The organism is Blastocatellia bacterium (assembly GCA_025055075.1).
Classification (GTDB): Bacteria; Acidobacteriota; Blastocatellia; order HR10; family HR10; genus HR10.
The window spans coordinates 112,197-131,848 of record JANWYV010000053.1 but is presented as its reverse complement, the minus strand read 5'-3'; the positions used below and the strand labels follow the sequence as shown (position 1 = coordinate 131,848).

Here is a 19,652-nt window from a genome sequence, read left to right as displayed (position 1 = left end):
GGGAGATGGGATGAGCGAGGGCATTCGCCACGAAGCGCTGAAGCGCGCTTTCTACAAGGGTTCGATCTCTTGGATCGGCGCGCAGATCTTCGTGCGCGTCATCAATTTCTTCGCTGGGATCGCGCTCGCGCGCTGGCTTGCGCCGGAAGATTTCGGCCTCATGAGCTTGGGCCTCACCGTGACGACGCTCATCGCCCTTTTCGGAAATGTGGGGATCGGGCATTACCTCATCTATCATCCCGAAGAACGCCCGGAAGTCCTGACGGCGGGATTTTGGCTTGGCGTGATCGTGAGTCTCGGCCTCTTTGCGTTTCAGGCCGCAGTCGCCCCTCCGATTGCTGAGTTCTATGGGCGTCCGGATCTCGTCCCCATCCTCCTCACCTTGGGTCTCACCTTGTTGATCGCTCCATGGGGGAGCGTACACGCGGCACTTCTGCGCCGACGCTTGGAGATCGGGAAGCTCGTGCTGCCCCAAGTTGTGGCGACGCTCATTGGGACAGGAATCGGTCTGGTTCTGGCTCGATGGGGAGCTGGTGTTTGGAGTCTCGTCGTACCTTTCGTCCTCGCCGCTTTAATCACTGCTGCTTTGAATTGGAAACTCTCCCCGTGGCGTCCTGCACCTCATTGGTCTCGCCGTTCGTGGAGGGAGATCGTCCGCTACGGACGACACGTCCTCGGCAACGATTTGACGGCATATGCCATGCAGAATGCCGATTACATCCTCATTGGGAGATGGATGGGCGCGTCACCGCTCGGCTATTACACGTTCGCCTACAATCAGAGCCTGATGTTGCCCACGCTGTTTATGGGCGTTTTCTCGCACGTTGTCTTCCCTATCTTCGCGCGGCTCCGCGAGCGATCGGACGAGTTGCGCGCCGCTTACTTTCGATTCGCGCGCACGAGTGCTGGGATCGCGATTCCTCCTCTTCTCCTCCTCATCGTCGCTGCTCCAGAATACGTGCGCGTCATCTACGGGGAGAAATGGACGCCCGCTGTCCTTCCGCTCCAATTGCTACTCCTTCACGCCGTCGGGCGATGCCTGATGCTCGGAGCTGGAGAGTTATTCAACGCGATCGGGCGACCTGACCTCAATTTTAAATGTTCGCTCGCGGCGGTTCCCGTTTTCGTGGTGGCCGTGGCGATGAGCCTGCGATGGGGGATCGTCGGTGTTGCCGCAGCAACGGCGCTCATTTTCCTGAGTCTATCAGGAGTCGTCACGGCGATCGCTCTCCGCACGCTTCGTTGGAAGCTCGCGGATCTTTGGACGGCTCTGAGTCCTGTCGGCCTCGGCGCAGGAGGGGTCTTGCTTGTGACGTGGTTACTTCGGCAGGCCTCGGAGTCGCTCGCCTTGCCCGAGTGGCAAACGCTCCTCGCGCTCTTCCTCGGAGGTGGAATCGTCTATGCGCTTGCTCTGGCCTTGCTCCTTCGCCCAGAATTACGCGAGCTCAAAGACCTTGTGGTCCCTCGTCGCACAGCGCCGATTGAGCAAGCTTCTGTGAGCGACCGATGAACGAAGCCATCTCCATTGTGATCCCGACGCGCAACGCCGGACCGGAATTCCCCAATGTGCTCGAACGCCTCCTAGCGCAACGCACCTCCTCCCCTCTCGAAATCGTCGTGATCGACTCCGGTTCTACGGACGGGACAGTCGAGCGATGTGCTCGATTCCCGGTGACGGTCCTCTCCATTCCCCCCGAGGAATTCGACCACGGTGAGACACGAGACCGCGCAATTCACCGTACCCGCGGTCAATTCGTCGCGCTCCTCGTCCAAGACGCCCTGCCTGCGAATGAATGGTGGTTGGAACGCCTCATCGAACCCATGCGTCGAGATGCGTCTATCGCTGGGACGTACAGCCGACAAGTTCCGCGCCCCGGGAGCGATGCCTTCGTCCGACGACACGTGAGCGATCACATCGCCTCGCGCCCGGAACCACGCTTACAGAAGCTTGAGAGCGCGCAAACTCTCTCCGCCTTATCCCTTGAGGAGAAGATCGCACTCTTCAGCTTCGACAACGTTTCCTCAGCGATTCGACGTTCGGTGTGGGAGCGATTTCCGTTCGGGCGCGCTGCTTTCGGAGAAGATATCCGTTGGGCCAAACGGGTTATGGAAGCTGGATACGCGATCTATTACCAACCCGACTCGGTCGTCATCCACTCGCACGATCGCTCGGCGTGGTATGATTTCAAGCGGTTCGTGGCGAGCTACCGGCTGTATCACGAATTGTTCGGAGGTGATCCGCCATCGCTCTGGTTCACGCTGTTCAACGCGATCCCCTACAACATCTACGTGAACCTGTTCAAGCTTCCTCACGAGCGAATCACGCCCCGCGTCATTGTCAAAGCTTTCGCGAAGGGATTGGCCTTTCCACTCGGTCGGTATCTCGGCCCACGCGTCGCGACCGATGCGCCGCGTTGGCGACGGCGTCTAGGCGATTGGCTCACGCGCGGGATCTAGGCGCACTCCTCCACAGGAGAAGCAACCATGGGCAGATCGCTGATTCGAGGATGATGCGCGTGCTCATCTTGGAGGCACCAGCGTTGCGTTCGGTGAAGATGATGGGGACCTCCACGACGCGGTGCCCGAGCCGATGGGCGCGGTAAAGCGTCTCGATTTGAAACGCGTACCCTTCGGATCGAATCGAAGGAAGGTCGATGGCCCGGAGCGCCTCAGCGCGCCAGCAGCGGAAGCCTCCCGTGGTATCGAAGACGGGCAAGCGTGTGATCGTCCGAACGTATGCGTTGGCGAAGACGCTCAAGAACAAGCGCGAGAGCGGCCAATTGATGACGTTCACGCGCCGTCCCACATATCGCGAACCGATGACAAGATCGGCCTCATCGGCTGCGCGAAGGAGATCGCCGATGTACTGCGGATGATGCGAGAGATCGGCGTCCATCTGGATCACGAACTGCGGCTCGCGGGCGAGCGCCCACAGCATGCCCTCAATGAGCGAACGCGCGAAGCTGCGACGTCCTCGGCGACGCAGGAGATGAAGGCGCGAGTCGCTCACGGCCATCATCTCCACGATATCGGCTGTTCCATCGGGCGAATCGTCGTCTACAATGACGATATCGGCATCCGGATAGCGCGCACGAATCTCCGCGATGAGAGACGGAATATTCTCCCGCTCGTTGTACGTCGGAATCACAATCTGAACGAATGACGCCTTCATGCCGTTGGAGTAAGGTAGTCGAACGTGCTCAGCGACGTCAATCGCATCAAAGGATTCCGCCCTTCCCATTGGCCCTTGAGCGCAAGGGGAGAAGTCGTGTACCATCCACACCTCATGCTCTGACCGACGGTGAATGCAGGATTGAATCTGGCGAGCGCGCTCCTTTTGCTCGCGGGATATCGGTTCATCCGTCGGCGGGAGGTGCCCCCTCATTGCGCGCTGCCGTAACCTGCTCAGCCCTTTTCTCTCCCCTCCTCAATTAGCCCGAAGGATTCATTCGCGACGAAGGGTAGATTCCCGACCGGCATGCGGAGTGTTATGGAGCACGCCTCACGGCGGACGGTTCGGCGCCCTCCCAAGTCGCTCATGGCGTGAGGCCAGTTCGCAGGATATCCACAACCGCCTCAACGATTGCTTTCAAGGACTCATCCTTCAGATGTCCGACCTGTGCCATCATAAGATTGTGACTTGCTGTGAACAGCTTACCTGGGCGCGCGTAGCTCGTCACTCGTAAGGAGCCCGTGCGAAAGCTCGCTTCCGTGAGCATTACCGCCCGTGCGTCGCCGTAAGGATTACTGGTGACCTGGCACAAGATCCAATCTCCGCGCCCGGCATCTGCCAAGACCACGGCCGGTCGCAGCTTAGCTCGCGATAAATCGGAGAACGGGAAGGGCACCACCACTACGCTTCCGACTGTAGGTAGGACCATGCGGCGTCTTCTTCTGGCCTATTCCAATCCTCAGCTAATGCAGGTTCGCTCAAAAGTGCCGTTTCGGGGACGCGGATTACCGGCTCATCGAGAATGACGACGAGAGCCCGCCGCGGCCCCGGCAATTGAACCGGTTCCAATAGGCGAACGTTGTTCTGCTCATCAATGACCGCTTCGACTGTTTTCAGCATACTCCTCCTTCTGCCTCCACGTCTTCTGTGGCGTCAATACCTTTCAACGTCCTCAAATATCGGCATAAGGCTCCTTGCAGATCAGTCGCTAAATCCCAGCGCTCACGACTTCAACCATATGTCGGAATTTCCTTCGCTATTTTATCCGGGCCTCCCGCCAGCGCGCAAACATCTCCCCTCGCGATACCTCTACCGGGCTTCCAGTGCCTTAACGCCATCGGTCCAACGCATGCCGCCATCGCCGCTGGCATCGGCGGCATCAACTTCCCGAGGAGACGGCAACTCTTCATCGCCCTCTCGCCACAGGCGAGGAATGTCGCGTATAATCTCCCTCTTGTCATCCAGCTGATACGTATGCTCTGGCCGACGGTGAATGCGGGGTTGAATCTGGCAAGCGCGCTCCTTTTGCTCGCGGGATATCGGTTCATCCGTCGGCGGGAGGTGAACGCCCATCGCATGTGCATGCTCGCCGCTATCACCAGCTCGGTTCTCTTCCTGCTCTCCTACGTGGCCTACCACTCCCTTCATGGCACCACGCCTTTTCCGAAAGGCGGGGCCATCCGAATCGTGTACTTCACGATTTTGATCTCGCACACGGTCCTGGCGCTGGCGATCCTCCCGATGGTCCTTGTGACGCTCCTTCGCGCACTGCGTGGAGAATATGTCCGACATCGGCAGATCGCTCGGTGGACGCTTCCGCTATGGCTTTATGTCTCGGTCACGGGGGTAGCGATTTACGTGATGCTCTACCATTTGTGAGGACCATTCCTCCGGAGACGAGGGTGTGGGCCACGGGTCCTCATCCTGTGACCTGATATGGGCGCCGAGCGACGACCACTAAAGCCAGGAGGAAAGCCAGAAGACTGAAGAGCAGCGTCACGCCGAGCGCGAGAGAAAAGCTCGGCGCTTGTGTCACCGCCTGGGGATGTTGAAGGAAGAGCAGCCGCTGAAGGCCAGCGGTGCTATAGGTCAACGGATTCACCCGCATCAGCCAAGCGACCCAGGGGGATGCACCGCTCATAGGGAAGAGCGCCCCGGAGACGAGCCACATCGGGATGAGGATCAGGTTGACGACGGCATGAAAGCCGTGCGTCGAGTCCAGTCGCCACGCGAGGAAAAATCCGAACGCCGTGATCCCGAAAGCGAGCAGGAAAAGAAAAGCCACAAGCCCCACCGCCTGTCCGAGCGTCAGCGAGATACCGACAAATGGAGCTAGCGGCAGCAAGATCGCTCCTTGCAGGGTGGCGAGCGTCGTTCCTCCCAGAACCTTCCCCAATACGAGAGCTGCTCGCGGGATGGGAGCGGCCAAGACCGATTGTAAGAATCCCGCGTGCCGATCCTCGATGACCGACATCATGCAAAAAATGGACGTGAACAAGACGATGAGCAACACGGTGCCAGGGAAGAAATACTGCAAATACCCCGTGCCGTGTCCATTCGCGCGGAAGGAATCTCCCAATCCCGACCCGACCAACCACCAGAACACCAGGGGAGAACCGATGACGCCGAGGACGCGACTTCGCTGACGATAGAAGCGGATCAGCTCCCGATGCCACAATGAGATCGTCGCCAAGAGACCAGCGGAGAGGCGCGCAGGAGGAAAACCTACCTTCCGCTCGATCGGAAGCGAGATCTCGACGTCCTTTACCTGAGGCATCCCCCCTGTCCTATCAGGCGCTTCACTCGACCGTGGCCTTTTCCTCGGCCACTGAAGGAGATGTCGGTTGAGCCGGTTCGGTTACCGGATGCTTCGCACGGGCGCGAAGGCGTTCGAGCACGCCGCTGCGCTTGAGCGTTAGGATCGGGGGGATCAAGAAGAGCAAGGCTAAGAGCGCGCCCGCCAATACAAGGAAAAGGTCATCAATGCCTCCCTTGAAGCGATCGCTCACCGCCGCCCAAATCGCCAAGCCCAATGAGACCAGGGCGATCACCAGAGAGATGACATTAATGAGCAGCATTTCCTTGATCGCATCCCACATCGAAGGCCCCTCCTTTGCTGTGGTGACTTCCTGTTGCTCATCCGGACGTGTCCCACGGCATTATGCTCTCGCGACCTCGCTTTGCGGAGAACCGCATGAGAGTCCTCGCATGAGCAGTATATGATAAGAAGCCATCCTCGGCGTTTCAAGGGAGGGACTTTGACCGCCACTGCCGCAAGGCGCGCTGCAAGCCGATGCGTTCTTTCCCACAAGAGACGGAGCCATGACCGCGTCAGATCGGGATGGTGGCGAAATCCATGAGGTGCGCGCGCACGCGCTCGACATCAGACGCCAAGACTCGATCTTCGGTCAACGGTGAGACCAACGCGCGAAGGCGCTCATAAGCCATTTGCACCCCCCGTCCGGGACGCAAGGGGCTCAGATAGTCCAACCCTTGAGCTGCGCAGAGCAGCTCGATGGCCAGGATGTACTCGACATTGTCAAGCACTTGCCGGAGTTTCAAGGCGGATGTCATCCCCATGCTGACGTGATCTTCCTTATTCCCCGACGTCGGCAGCGAATCCACGGATGCCGGATGCGCAAGGACCTTGTTCTCCCCGACGAGCGAGACAGCGACGATCTGCAAGAGCATCATTCCGGAGCACATGCCCGGATTCGTCGTCAGAAACGGCGGCAGTTCGCTCAAATCCGGATTCACGAGTCGTTCGATCCGACGCTCGGAAATCGCCCCTAGCTCCGCGAGCGCCATCGCCAGATAGTCGAACGCGAGCGCGAGGATCTCGCCATGGAAATTCCCTCCAAGGAGCACGTCGCCCGTCTCGGCGAAAACTAGGGGATTATCCGTGGCGCTGTTCAACTCGATGCTCACGACGTTCTCGACATGACGGATGACATCGCGCACGGCTCCATGCACTTGAGGCATGCAGCGCAAACTGTACGCATCCTGCACGCGCGGGCAGTCCTTGTGCGAGAGCATGATCTCGCTCCCCTCGGTGAGTCGGAGGATGCGCTCGGCGACCTCGCGCTGTCCGGGATGTGGCCGCACGGCCTGCAGACGCGGATCGCAGGCAGCATTTGTGCCATGCAAGGCCTCCAGAGACATGGCGCCGGCGACGTCGGCGATATCGGCTAGGCGTTTGGCACGTTGCAAGCAAAGCGCGCCGACGGCGACCATCGCCTGCGTGCCATTCAAAAGGGCGATCCCCTCCTTTGCCTCTAACTGCAGGGGCGCGATCCCCGCTTCCATGAGCGCTTCATGAGCCTTTCGGCGTTCTCCGCGATATAAGACCTCTCCTTCGCCGATCATCGCCAGCGCCAGATGGGCGAGCGGAGCGAGATCGCCACTAGCCCCCACGGATCCGCGCGAAGGGACGATGGGATGAATCCCCGCGTTCAACATGCCCACGAGCGTCTCCACAACGACCGGGCGCACGCCCGAATATCCCTTGGCCAGGACGTTGGCCCGCGCCAGCATCATCGCCCGCGTCTCAGCTTCGCCGAGTGGCTCACCGACGCCCGCGGCGTGACTGCGCACGAGGTTCAGTTGCAATCGGCGCGTCGCCTCCTGTGGGATCGTCACCCCGCTCAATTTTCCGAAGCCCGTGTTCACGCCGTAGACGACGCGCCCGCTTCGTAAAATCTCCTCGACCACGCGGCGCGAGGCCTCCATGCGGGCGAATGCCTCTGGGGCGATCTCCACCGGCTCTCGATCCACAGCCACGGCCTCGAGTTGCTCCAGCGTGAGCGAATTTCCATCAATCGCGATCATGGTCCCTCCCCGATCTCGCGATTTCGCCGCTGCCGCGCTCGGATCTCTACCGTTCGCACCCAATCCTTGTACGCCTCGTACCGATTCCACACTTCCCGCGATACAGCGTGATCTGTGTTCTCCTCCCATCGGCGCACCAGATAAATCGGCTCAAAGAGGCGACCGATTTCGTACTCGCGGCTGAGGCGCAAGCAGACGGCGTAATCCTCGCCATAGCTCACGTTGGGAAATCCGATGCGCCGCAGGAGCGGCACGTAGTAAGCGCGAGGGGCTCCCAGGCCTTTCACGCGCAGGGCGTTATTGCGCCCGTTCTCGCGCGTCCATTCGCGATGATCCACGACGCCAGGCGGAATCTCCTCCAAACGAAAATTCACCGTGCGATAAGCCCCAATGACCGCCGCGTAGCGGGGCGTCGGCCCCTCTCGACGCGATCGCTCCCCCACCGCCTGAGCGAAGACTTCTGGATCGAAATCGAAGAACGCGCGCACGATCGTCTCCAACGTCGTCTCATCCGCGTAGAGATCATCCGAATCCAATTGCACGGCGAACAGCCCGCACTCCGGAGAGAAGATGGCTTCGTTCCAACATCCCCCGATTCCCAAATCGCGACGTTGGGGAATCCGATGGATGAGATGCGGGAACGCGCTCGCCCACTGTCGCACGATCTCCGTCGTCTGATCCGCCGAATGATTATCCACGACGATCACGTTGTAGGGAAAGGATGTGCGCTGCGAGAGCGCGCTGCGCAACGCATCGGCGATCGTTCGTTCGCGATTTCGCACAGGGATGATCACGCTCGCCAGCACCGGATACTCGTCGTCGGGCGGGGGGATCGGAGCGAACGTCGGCGCCAAATAGGCGCCCACGCGCCGAAGGTGCTCGGTGAAGACGCGCTCCATCTCCTGCTGCGCCGGGCGATTCCTGGGATCCACGTAGCGGAAGATCGCTTCCAGCGGAGGCTCCGCGCTCGACATCCGAATTTCGCGACGATAGGAGTAGAGACATTCGGGAATGCGCACGATGTCACCGACAGTCGCGATCTTCAGCCGCAGATCATAGAGTCCGCCCCATTTGAGATCCACGGGGATCGGTCCACATCGCGCGATCGCTTGACGCGCGATCCGATGCGACAAGAGCAGGAGCGGTCCGAAATCGAATTCCTCGCTGACGCTCCCCATCTGGTAGTCGTTCAGCGGACATGCGCGCAACTCGCCGGCGCTGTCCTCGAAATAATCGGCGTAGACGATCCCGGCCTCACTCTCCTCGGCGACTTGAAGAAACCGCGCGAGCGATCGTTCGCCGATCTCAATGAACGCTCCCGCCTGAAGGAGCAAGAGATAATCGGTCTTCAGCGAATCGAGAAGTGCGTTCAGGGCCGCACCGGAGAATCCGGGATCCAGTCGCAGGCCGCGAATCGGCAGCGGCTCGCCGAGCTGCTGACAATGCGCCCTCTGTCGCTCGAAGATCGCCTCATCCTCATAGCTGATCACGATGGTGAGGCGCTCTCTCATACCGATGGACGCGCGATCGCCTGCAAGCGGGGATAATGCTGCAGGAGCGGCGGTGGAACAGCGACTTTCTGCCCTTCTAAGGTCGCTCTCAATTCCAAGGCGTTGACGGCTCCCTTCCCCTGCACGTGATTATTCGTGATCACGTAGACCTCGCGGGCGATCTCGCCGATCTGCCGGATCTTCTCGATCCATGGCTCCAACTCCTCGGGCGAATAGAGATAATCATAACGAGCCCCGGGATCAGCATTCTCCGCAAACCAATTCTCGTAATTTCGACCGTGCAGGCGCACATATCCGACGGCGGCCGTCACTCGCGACGTCGGCGGCAGGGAGCGATGAAAGAGGGGCTGATCAATATTGCAAAATCCAACGCCGCGCTCAGCGAGGAACTGATACACATCTTCGACGTTCCAAGAGCCGTGACGCACTTCGACGACGAGCGGATATTCGCGAAACCGCTCCAGAAGCTCCCGCAAGTAGGCGCGCGCGTCGGGTGTGTTCTTGAACGACCAGGGGAATTGCACGAGCAAGGCACCGAGCCGATCAGCGTCCAAGAGCGGTTCCATTCCGCGCTTGACGAGATGTTCATCCTCGGCGCTGGCCGCTCCACGTTCGTGCGTGAACCGCTGATAGAGCTTCGCCGTGAACTTGAAGCAGGGGTTATGTGCGACGCGCCGCACCCAACTGCGGGTCATCCTCTCCGTCGGAGGACGATAGAAGCTACTGTTGACCTCGACGGTGTCGAAGTACTCGGCGATGTATGGGAGCGGATCGAATCCACGCGGCGGGGGATCCGGATACACCGTCCCTTTCCAATCTTCGTACGACCATCCGGCTGGCCCGACGCGGATCATCGCCCTGTTCCCCGTATCCAAGGGATGGAAGATACCACGAGCAAGGCGTTTTCTCAATGGAGAGGACTTCCCCCCTCACGGATCGAAATGAGCGCGGAGATGATTTCAAAACGGCTTACTGCGCAAACGAAAACGCCAGGGGCCATCCCCCGGCGTTCTACCACTCGTGAGGACGAGAAGCAGCCGGGCCGTCACAGCCCGGCCGCTTCCGGAGAATCAGAAGCTGAGCTTCAAGGCGAATTGGATCACGCGATTGGGCTCGCCCCTGGCGATGATCGTCGCCGAGCTGGGCACAGCCGCCGTCACGCAGCAGGTCTGTCCAAAGAGAGCGCTTGTGAGCGTCGGCGATCCCACGCTCGCATTCCGCGGGTTCTCGAAGTTCGGGTGATTGAAGACGTTGAAGAGCTCTGTGCGAAAGTCGAGCTTCACGCGCTCGGTGAGCTGGAACTTCTTGATGAGCCCCATGTCCACGTTCCAGAAGCCAGGCCCCTGCACAGCGTTCCGACCCATCCCCGCCTGCCCGGGAGCCGGAATGCAGAAGTAGCTCTCGGTCCCGATCACTTGCCGGCAGTTGAAGAAGGGGCTGGCCGGATCCACGATGCGATCACCAACGTGGAAGACCACAGGCCCTTGGATTCCGGGAACGAACTGGAGCTTGGACTTGGGCATCGGCCCGCGCACTTCGGCGCGCGATTGCTTGGTTTGATGAACGGTGCGCACGCCCGAATTGATCGTGTACGGCTCGCCGCTCTGATAGATGTAAATGCCCGTGACGGTCCAGCCGCCCAAAATGTGCTGCAGGACGCCTGGCCAGGCGCTCCCCCACCTCTGCCCGCGTCCGAAGGGCAGATCGTAGAGCCAATTGACGACGAGCACGTGCCGATTATCGAAGTCCGAGCGCGCGCGATCGAGCTTGAAGTTCCGCACATCGGTCGGCGTGCGCGAATTGGTCGTGCTCAAACCGCCACCAGAAGTCGCCGCCACTGGATCCACCGACATGTCATCAATGGACTTCGAGAGCGTATAGGCCAAGCCGAACGTCAGCCCCTTCTCATAGCGACGTTGCAGTTGCACGATCATGCCGTGATAGCTCGAGCTGCCTCCGGAATCGAAGTAGAAGATCTGCCCGAACTGCGCATTGGGTCGGAAGTAGTTGGCCGGGAAGCCACGATTGACGATCCAGTCCGCCCCCGAGAGCTGATCAATTCGGACTGCGAGATCACCTACGCCGCCATTGAGCACGTCGGTCGCGAAGGCCCCGCGATAGCGCGCCGACGTCGGTGACGGCGCATTGAGCAATCGGCTGAGCAAGGGCAAGGGCTCCTGTCCCGGCAATCCGAAATAGGCGAAATTATCCACCGTACGGCTCGCGGCCGGAATGCCCGCTGCCGCTTGCGCGGCCAGGCAAGCATCCGGATTGAGCTTGCAGATCATGATGTTCTTCTGCGCCTTCAGGAACTCCTGCAGGAACTCTGGCGGGTAGCGGAACTGATTCAGATCGTAGGCACGATAGAGGCGCATCCCGCGCTTGCCGATGTAGCCGACCTGCCCCACAAACGCATAAGGTAACTCACGCTGAATGGTTAAGCTCCACTCGTGGACGGTCGGGACCTTGAGGTTCGGCTCGAACGCACCGACTTGTGGCGCCAGACCGAGCGGCCGCTCTGGAAGTCGCAGTTGCTCCGACGGCTTCTGCGTCGGTGGCCCGAGATCGAGCGGTCTCAAAGCGGCCATGAGCTGGCTCAATCGCACGTCGTTTGGAATATCTCGACAGGGACCAGTAGGCGGATCTTGCACGTTCACGATGCAGCGGAGGACACTGCCGGGAACCATCCCGGAGATCGCCGTCACCTGGAACGTTGAGATCGTGTCGAAAGCGATCCCGTACCCGGCGCGAATCGCCATCTTACCCGACGCGCGCGGATCCCACGCGAAGCTCACCCGTGGGGCGATCGTCGTCCAGTTCATCCGCTTGAACCACTTATCCGCAGGGACATACGTCACCGGACCTTGACTCCCATCCAACGAGCGATCCGGCACGAAGACGCGATCGCAGCAGTCCTTGGGCGGCGCATTGATCTCCCATCGGAACCCGTAGGTCAACGTGAAGTTCCGCCGCACGCGCCATTCATCTTGAGCGTAGAAGTTGTACTGCTTGACGCGAGTACCCGCGACAAAGGGAGCGAAGAGATACTGGTCGCGCTTGAAATCAGCGACGAACGCCTGCTGCACGCGCGCCGGGATGCCCATCAACTCAACGATCGCCTGCAGGAGGTTCACGTTGTCGGTCGCGTTGATCCCCGGAGCTCCAGGGAACCCTGCGGCAACCCCCGGCGCCGTATTGGCTGTCGGCGGACGCACGCTCTGGCTAAAGATGATCGTCGGCCACATGTTGAACCCACCCGGCACGCCCCGATTGTCGTTATGCCGGTAGAACCGGAAGTTGATCCCCGTGCGGATGTTATGCGCCCCCCGCATGTAGCTCAGGTTATCAATGAACTGGATTGTGCTCACTGCGCGACGCGTGAAGGGCGTGTTGCAGAAGGGTGTGTCCACAAGTGAGAGAGAATTATCGCCGAAGCATTCCTGTCCGTAGGGTGGAGGTTCGACCCCAAGTTTCGTATTGGCTTCGCGCAGGAGGAAGGTGAACATGAAGCGACTGAATCCAGTCGTGAACTCGTTGACCAACCTGGGAGAGATGACGCGTCGGTAGTTGAGTGCCAACCCTTGCGATTCTCGAGTCACCTCTCCAAGTGGAGCAAAACCAGGGAAAATCGCCGGACGCGCATTCAGGAAATCGCCCTCGCGCGTGTCCCAATTCGAGAGCAGCAACCGCCCGAACATGCTATTATTCTCGTCGAACTTGTGATCCACGCGGAACATCAGGTGCGGGCCCTTGAATTCCGAAGGCGGATTCCAGATGAAGCCCGCCGTGTTCAAGCCATCGCCCACGTTGAACGTATTGGGCGATGGGAACTTCGCGAGCATATCTCGCATGAGGGGATCGGGACCGATGCCGGCCGGATCGTTCGCGAAGATATTGTACGTGCGAATGCACCCCACTTCGGTCGGCGTCGCGCACATGCGCACGCCCGGTCGCAACGCACCTGTGACTGGGTCCACCAGCCGCGGGGAATTCCGTGTGATGACCACCCCATCGAGGATAAGCGGGTTCGCTGGATCGGGGACGAAGTAGCGGAAGATGCCTTGCTTCTTCAACGTGTCCGTGTAAACGAGCGGCACGCCAAAGGACTGCGCGATGGGCATCGTCTGCTTGATGCGATTCCCCTGCCAGCTCGCGAAGAAGAACGTCTTGTTCTTGACGATCGGCCCACCTCCGGAAGCACCAAACTGATGAAGCAGCAGCACCGGTTTCTCCAACCCCGCTGCATTATTGAACCACTCGTTGGCATTGAGCACCGTGTTCCGATGGAACCAGAAGAGATCTCCGTGGAACTCGTTCGTGCCCGAGCGCGTCACGATGTTGACGTTAGCCCCACTGTTGCGCCCGAATTCCGGCGTCGCATTGTGCGTGACCACACGATACTCCTGCACGTTGTCGGGATTGAGCCGATAGATATTACTCTGCGGATTCGGCACCGAAGATTCGTTCGCATCAATACCGTCAATGGTCACGTTGTGCGCGCGATCGCGCGAGCCAAAGACGTGCGTCCCCGAACCGAGAGCCCCCGTCGTGCGCTGCACGAGTCCCGGCTCCAAGATGATCAAGCTCAAGGGATTGCGTCCGTTGAGCGGTAGCTCGACGATCTCGCGCCGGGTCACAACCCCGCCCAGCATCGCATGCGTCGTCGCGATGCGTTCGTAGGCGCCGGTCACCTCGACGATCTCCGTCGGCTGTCCAACCTCCAGCGTTACATTCACCACGAGAGGAGCCCCGACGGTCAGAACGTTGTTCGTCCCCACGTATTTTCGGAATCCCGGATACTCCACCGTGATCGTATAGGTACCGACCGGCAACGACTCCAACGCATAGGTGCCGGCCGACGTCGTTGTCGTCTTATACTCAACCCCTGTGGCCTCGTTTCGAGCAATGACGACGGCGTCCTGAATCACCGCCCCTGTCGGATCTACAACTGTGCCCGTGATCCGACTCGTGGCCGTCTGAGCCAGGACTGCCACTGCCAGGGAGAACCCAAGGGGAAGGACCACCACTAGCAGCCTACACGTCTTACGCATAACCGAATCCCTCCTTAGTTTCGGTCACTCCTTCAAAAAGGTCGGCCACAGTATAGCCGCCCTTCGAGGAAGAGTCAAGTTGAAAGATCCTATGCCCCCCCTGAAAGGCTCGCGACTTCCCCCTTTACCTTTGATCCGGAACCATGCCAAAATCTCCCCCGACAAAGAATCGAGCGGGAGAGGGCTAAGCTATGGGGAAGCGGACGATCAAAGGTGTGATTTTGGCCGGCGGATTAGGAACGCGGCTTTATCCATTGACGAAGGTGACAAATAAGCACCTGCTACCTGTCTACAACAAACCGATGATCTACTATCCGCTAGAGACGCTCGTGCAGGCGGGCATTCGCGACATCATGATCGTGACGGGGGGGAATAATGCCGGCGACTTCCTCAGATTGCTCGGCAACGGTGCGGAGTTCGGGCTGAAGCACTTGCACTACACGTATCAACAAGGCGAAGGAGGTATTGCGGCGGCGCTCAGCCTGGCCGAGCATTTCGCCGATGGACATTTGATCTGCGTTATCCTCGGCGACAACATCATCGAGAAATCCATTGCGCCCTATGTCCAGCGGTACCTGGAGCAGGGATCGGGAGCCAAGATTTTGCTCAAGGAAGTCCCCGATCCGACGCGCTTCGGCGTCCCGGTGATCGAGAATGGGCGCATCGTGCGCATCGAGGAGAAGCCGAAGGTCCCGGGGTCCCCCTACGCCGTCACTGGAATTTACTTCTACGACGAGAAAGTCTTCGACATCATCCGCACGCTCAAACCGAGCGCGCGCGGAGAGCTGGAGATCACCGATGTCAACAACGCCTACCTGGAACGCGGGGAATTGACCTACGACATCTTAGATGGATGGTGGACCGACGCGGGGACGTTCGAGAGCTTGCTCTTAGCCAATCAACTCGTCGCCGAACGGGAACGGCGACGAACGCGCGCGGCGTCAGAATCGGTGCAGCCTTCTCCCCACGAGTGAGGGAGGCTTCTTATGAAGCGGCGCGATTTCATGCAACAGGCGATGGCGGCGGCCGTGCTCGGCCTCTCGTGGGAGCAAGCGATGCACTTACTGCGAGTGGAAGCGCCGCCGCTCCCCTCGGACGCGCTTTATGAGCGCGATCCCGAATGGTACTGGGCGGAAATGCGACGCCAGTTTCTCCTCGATCCCAATCACATCAATCTCAATTGCGGCTCTTTGGGCGTTTGCCCACTGCCGGTGATCCGCGCCGTCGCCGAGCATCTGTTCACCTCAGAGGCGTTCAATGAGCCCGATTATCCGTGGTGGGGCTACGGGGAGAATGAGCACATTCGTGAGGTGCGCGAGGAGATGGCTCGATTCCTGGGCGTCTCCCGGGATGAGATCGCCTTGGTGCGCAATGCGACGGAAGCCATGAATACAGTCTGCAATGGCTTGGACCTCGCCCGAGGGGACGTTGTGGTGACGACGGATCAGGAGCATCCGGGAGGCCTCTGCTGTTGGCAGCAAAAGGAGGCGCGCTTTGGCATTCGGCTCCGATATGTGAGGCTACCGCTCCCGCCGGCATCCAAAGAGCAACTCCTCGAACTCTTCGATCGAGCGCTCACGCCCGAAGTGCGCGTCGTCAGCTTCAGCCACATCACGACGACAACGGGGCTCGTCCTCCCAGCAAAAGAGATCTGCGCCATGGCGCGCGAACGAGGAATCCTTTCGGTCGTGGATGGAGCGCATGCGATCGGTCAACTCCCCCTCAATTTGCGAGAGCTCGGCTGTGACTTCTATGGGACGAGCCCGCACAAGTGGCTGCTCGCGCCCAAAGGCACGGGCATTCTCTATTTGCGCGAGACCGTTCAGGATCGCCTGTGGGTCAACATTGCCAGTGGCGAATGGAACAACAAGGCGCTGAAGGCCTATCGCTTCAGCAACCTGGGGACGTGCAATCTCTCTCTATTGAAAGGCCTGTTGGCCGCCCTTCGCTTTCATCAGCAGATCGGGCCCGAACGCATCTTCGCTCGACAACGTCAGTTGGCCCGTCTTGTGTATGAGGGGTTTCAACGTCTCCCGCAAGCGAAACTGCTCACCCCGGATCACCCGGAGTTATGGGGAGCGATGACAACGGTCGAATTCGGCGAAGCGGAGGCCGAACGCGCGCGCCGAGCACTCGCCGAGCATCGCATCCGCGTGGGAGGAGGAGGGCCGCGTCTTCGCATCTCCACGCATATCTTCACGCAACCGGCGGAGATCGCAACATTCTTCCGCGTGCTCTCTCGCGCGCTGAGGTGAAGATCCTGAACAAGGACGCCTTTGCACGATCCCGCAGGAGGGAGAAGGCGCGACACAGGGTTCATCCAATGCTCCCGCTCTCCTGCAGCGCGCGTCGCGTGCGCCATCGGGTGAGGAACCAGAGCACGGCAAAGTAGGCCAGCAGAGCGAACGCCCCGCCCACGACTAATCCCCCGGCCCAAAGCGCTGCTCCCGCCCGTATCAGATCCATAGCGTCCAGCTCCCGCCACTCAAAACGGTGATTGCGCTGACCGAGGAGCCACGTCCCAACGCGATAGGTCATCGTATAGACGAACGGCGCCGTCAGCGGGTTCGTGATCTGAATTCCCGCAAGCGCCGCCAGCGAATTGACGCGAAAGAGCGTCGAGAGCGAGATCGCGAGAGGAATTTGAAAGCCCAGCGTCGGTGTGAAGTTAATGACCAGACCGAGCGCTAAGCCTCCGGCGATCTCCCGAGGGGAGGCTCGACTCCGAAGCGCACGACGGACGAAGCGGAGCACCTTCTTCCACATGACCTCGCCAAATCCTCCTCACCTGATTCGCCTGGATCTCGCAGCGACTTGAGACCATCGAGGCCCCAAACGCCCATTAGAAGCATCGAACGGATTGGTCGTTGGCTTGCTTTCTACAGAACGCGTGAGGCCGCGCGACGGAGCCGATCCATTACGGCGAGGCCCAAATCCGTCTCTTCAATTCCCTCGACGATGATCAGCTCCGTCCCGCATTGGTCCATCTCGCGAAAGATCGCGAACAACCGCCGCGCGTACTCTTGTGGGTCGGGCGGCAGTTCCACGAGCCGGACCTCGACATCTCCGAACGAGAGCCCGCGATCGCGTCCGATGTATCCGAGACGACGCACGCTCGCGGCCAATCGCTCAACAAGCGGCCGATGTTTCGCTTCCTCCCACCGCTCGATAAGGATCACTTCGGCACGCGGACGATAATGCCGATACCGTGTGCCGGGCGAGCGTCGTGCTTCCGTGGCTTCGGCGCCCAACCGAACCTCGCCGAGGATTGGTCGAAGCTGTTCAGGGGATACCCCTCCCGGACGAAGAATGGTCGGCGGAATCGTCGTCAGGTCCAAGACTGTTGATTCGACGCCGATCCGCGTCGGGCCGCCGTCGAGGATCAGCTCGATGCGCCCATGCAAGTCCTCATAGACGTGCTCGGCGGCCGTCGGGCTCGGACGCCCAGAGAGATTTGCGCTCGGTGCGGCGATCGGACGTCCCAAAGCGCGAATGAGTGCGAGCGCGATCGCGCTATCAGGCATGCGCACGGCGACCGTCTCCAATCCTCCCGTCGTCTCCAAGGGCACCTGCTCCTGCCGCGGTAGGACGAGCGTCAGCGGGCCGGGCCAGAAACGCTCAGCCAAGTGCCATGCGGACTCTGGGATCGCACGCGCGACCTCATGAAGCTGCTCCTTCCACGCGATGTGCACGATGAGCGGATTATCGGCCGGACGCCCCTTGACGGCGAAGATGCGCGCGACCGCCCGAGGATTCAACGCATCCGCTCCAAGCCCGTAAACCGTCTCCGTCGGGAAGGCCACAAGCCCCCCACGTCGCAACACGGCCGCTGCCCGCGCAATGGCCTCCGGTTCCGGCGCATCGGGCGTGACGCGCACGATTTCCGTCTGAAGGTCACACCGCTCGTCGCACACCACGGAATGGTTACCGCTCCACGACCATGGCGACGGCTTCTCCTCCTCCGATGCAGAGCGTGACCAAGCCCCGACGGGCCTGGCGCCGCTTCATCTCGTAGAGAAGCGTCGTGAGCAATCGCGCGCCGCTAGCGCCAATCGGATGGCCGAAGGCGACCGCCCCTCCGTTGACGTTCACCTTCTTCGGATCCAGCTCCAACAGCCGGATCGCCGCCAACGCCACCACTGCGAACGCCTCGTTGATCTCGAACAAATCAATATCCGAGAGCGAGAGCCCCGCCCTCTTCAAGACCTTCTGAATCGCATCCACCGGAGCGACTGTGAACTCCTCTGGCTGACGCGCCGCAGCGACCGCCGTTACGATGCGCGCCAGTGGGGTCACGCCCATGGCGTTTGCTCGCTCGTACGACATGAGGACGACGGCTGCCGCACCATCGTTGATCTTCGAAGCATTGGCGGGAGTGATCGTCCCCTCCGGCTCAAACGCGGGCTTGAGCGTCTTCATCTTCTCGAAGTTCGCGCGCTTGGGCTCTTCGTCCTCCGTCACCAAGACTGTCCCCCCCTTCGCCTGTGGGACTTCGATGGGTACGATCTCTTCGGCCAAGAGTCCTTGCTCCTGAGCCCGCAATGCGCGCCGATAACTCTCGGCGGCATACTCATCTTGCTCCTCGCGGGAGATATTGAGCCGACGCGCACATAACTCTCCGGCGTTTCCCATGTGGAAGTCATTGTAGACGTCCCAAAGCCCGTCCTTGATCATGCTGTCCACGATCTCTCCATGTCCGAGCCGATAGCCCGTGCGCGCGCGCTCCAAAAGATACGGGGCATTACTCATGCTCTCCATTCCCCCGGCGACGATGATCTCCGCATCACCAAGAGCGATCGCTTGTTCAGCGAGCATCACGGCTTTCAACCCGGATCCGCAGACCTTGTTAATCGTCAGACACTCGACCTTGGTTGGCAATCCAGCGAAGAGCGCGGCCTGTCGCGCAGGCGCTTGCCCAACACCTGCCTGAAGCACATTCCCCATGATGACTTCGTCCACCAGGTCTGGCGCCACGCTGGCGCGATGCAACGCTTCGCGAATGGCTACGGCTCCGAGCCTTGGCGCCGATAGCCCGCTGAGCGCTCCCAGAAACGAGCCGATCGGTGTGCGCGCTGCTCCGACGATGACCACATCACGTCGTTGATTTCCCATAAGTCCTTCCTTCCTCCCTTCCGCATGTGCGAAAAGGCCGAGTTTTCTCTTGCGCGCTCCCAACGCGCAAGGGCTACGGGAAAACCCCCTCAATCTTAGCTCAGCTCTGGCCCTTCGTCGAGTAAGCCTATCGAGACGTCCCCACAACGCGCGTGAGCTTTACCATCGGATGCTCGCCTTATCGAAAATACGGCATTC

Annotated in this window: 17 protein-coding genes; 5 read left to right on the top strand and 12 right to left on the bottom strand. The window is 60.3% G+C overall.

Annotation, left to right across the window (positions count from 1 at the left end):
- Positions 1-10: 10 nt before the first annotated feature.
- Both NZ746_12270 and NZ746_12265 read left to right on the top strand, forming a co-directional pair.
- Complete coding sequence (locus tag NZ746_12270) at positions 11-1,510, top strand: lipopolysaccharide biosynthesis protein (GenBank protein ID MCS6818132.1); 1,500 nt, start codon at positions 11-13, stop codon at positions 1,508-1,510.
- On the top strand, positions 1,507-2,457 hold the full coding sequence (locus NZ746_12265) for a glycosyltransferase (GenBank protein ID MCS6818131.1): 951 nt from the start codon (positions 1,507-1,509) through the stop codon (positions 2,455-2,457). The genes NZ746_12270 and NZ746_12265 overlap by 4 nt, the downstream gene beginning before the upstream one ends.
- Here NZ746_12265 and NZ746_12260 read toward each other — a convergent pair.
- The 3 genes from NZ746_12260 to NZ746_12250 all read right to left on the bottom strand — a co-directional run bounded on the left by NZ746_12260 (position 2,441) and on the right by NZ746_12250 (position 4,072).
- A complete protein-coding gene (locus tag NZ746_12260; protein MCS6818130.1) occupies positions 2,441-3,277 on the bottom strand; it encodes a polyprenol monophosphomannose synthase in 837 nt (278 codons plus the stop codon). The two genes, NZ746_12265 and NZ746_12260, sit on opposite strands and share 17 nt — an antisense overlap.
- Before the next feature lie 259 nt (positions 3,278-3,536).
- Positions 3,537-3,881 carry a type II toxin-antitoxin system PemK/MazF family toxin gene (locus NZ746_12255; protein MCS6818129.1) on the bottom strand — a complete coding sequence of 115 codons (345 nt, stop codon included), beginning with the start codon at positions 3,879-3,881 and terminating at the stop codon, positions 3,537-3,539.
- Complete coding sequence (locus NZ746_12250) at positions 3,854-4,072, bottom strand: hypothetical protein (GenBank protein MCS6818128.1); 219 nt, start codon at positions 4,070-4,072, stop codon at positions 3,854-3,856. The genes NZ746_12255 and NZ746_12250 overlap by 28 nt, the downstream gene beginning before the upstream one ends.
- A gap of 354 nt (positions 4,073-4,426) precedes the next feature.
- Between NZ746_12250 and NZ746_12245 the strand changes: the two genes are divergently transcribed.
- A complete protein-coding gene (locus NZ746_12245; GenBank protein ID MCS6818127.1) occupies positions 4,427-4,831 on the top strand; it encodes a DUF420 domain-containing protein in 405 nt (134 codons plus the stop codon).
- 40 nt (positions 4,832-4,871) lie between these two features.
- Here the strand turns inward: NZ746_12245 and NZ746_12240 are convergent, their stop codons facing one another.
- From NZ746_12240 to NZ746_12215, 6 genes are all read right to left on the bottom strand, one after another.
- Complete coding sequence (locus tag NZ746_12240) at positions 4,872-5,729, bottom strand: ABC transporter permease (GenBank protein ID MCS6818126.1); 858 nt, start codon at positions 5,727-5,729, stop codon at positions 4,872-4,874.
- Positions 5,730-5,751: 22 nt separating this feature from the next.
- Complete coding sequence (locus NZ746_12235; GenBank protein ID MCS6818125.1) at positions 5,752-6,051, bottom strand: hypothetical protein; 300 nt, start codon at positions 6,049-6,051, stop codon at positions 5,752-5,754.
- Between the two features lie 232 nt (positions 6,052-6,283).
- Positions 6,284-7,780, bottom strand: coding sequence for a histidine ammonia-lyase (gene hutH / locus NZ746_12230; protein MCS6818124.1), 1,497 nt, complete (start codon positions 7,778-7,780; stop codon positions 6,284-6,286).
- Complete coding sequence (locus NZ746_12225) at positions 7,777-9,291, bottom strand: glycosyltransferase family 2 protein (protein MCS6818123.1); 1,515 nt, start codon at positions 9,289-9,291, stop codon at positions 7,777-7,779. Before NZ746_12225 ends, hutH begins: the two co-directional genes overlap by 4 nt.
- Entirely contained in the window at positions 9,288-10,145 is an 858-nt protein-coding gene (locus tag NZ746_12220) for a DUF72 domain-containing protein (protein ID MCS6818122.1), read from the bottom strand. Before NZ746_12220 ends, NZ746_12225 begins: the two co-directional genes overlap by 4 nt.
- Positions 10,146-10,361: 216 nt before the next feature.
- Positions 10,362-14,342 carry a carboxypeptidase-like regulatory domain-containing protein gene (locus NZ746_12215; protein ID MCS6818121.1) on the bottom strand — a complete coding sequence of 1,327 codons (3,981 nt, stop codon included), beginning with the start codon at positions 14,340-14,342 and terminating at the stop codon, positions 10,362-10,364.
- 206 nt (positions 14,343-14,548) lie between these two features.
- Between NZ746_12215 and NZ746_12210 the strand changes: the two genes are divergently transcribed.
- Positions 14,549-15,316, top strand: a complete 768-nt coding sequence (locus NZ746_12210) for a sugar phosphate nucleotidyltransferase (GenBank protein MCS6818120.1) — start codon at positions 14,549-14,551, stop codon at positions 15,314-15,316.
- A gap of 12 nt (positions 15,317-15,328) precedes the next feature.
- Complete coding sequence (locus NZ746_12205) at positions 15,329-16,597, top strand: aminotransferase class V-fold PLP-dependent enzyme (GenBank protein ID MCS6818119.1); 1,269 nt, start codon at positions 15,329-15,331, stop codon at positions 16,595-16,597.
- Between the two features lie 61 nt (positions 16,598-16,658).
- Here the strand turns inward: NZ746_12205 and NZ746_12200 are convergent, their stop codons facing one another.
- The 3 genes from NZ746_12200 to NZ746_12190 all read right to left on the bottom strand — a co-directional run bounded on the left by NZ746_12200 (position 16,659) and on the right by NZ746_12190 (position 19,454).
- A complete protein-coding gene (locus NZ746_12200; protein MCS6818118.1) occupies positions 16,659-17,108 on the bottom strand; it encodes a DUF2062 domain-containing protein in 450 nt (149 codons plus the stop codon).
- A 113-nt stretch (positions 17,109-17,221) separates the two neighbouring features.
- Complete coding sequence (locus tag NZ746_12195) at positions 17,222-18,223, bottom strand: L-threonylcarbamoyladenylate synthase (protein ID MCS6818117.1); 1,002 nt, start codon at positions 18,221-18,223, stop codon at positions 17,222-17,224.
- A 43-nt stretch (positions 18,224-18,266) separates the two neighbouring features.
- A complete protein-coding gene (locus NZ746_12190; GenBank protein MCS6818116.1) occupies positions 18,267-19,454 on the bottom strand; it encodes an acetyl-CoA C-acetyltransferase in 1,188 nt (395 codons plus the stop codon).
- Between the last annotated feature and the right edge of the window lie 198 nt (positions 19,455-19,652).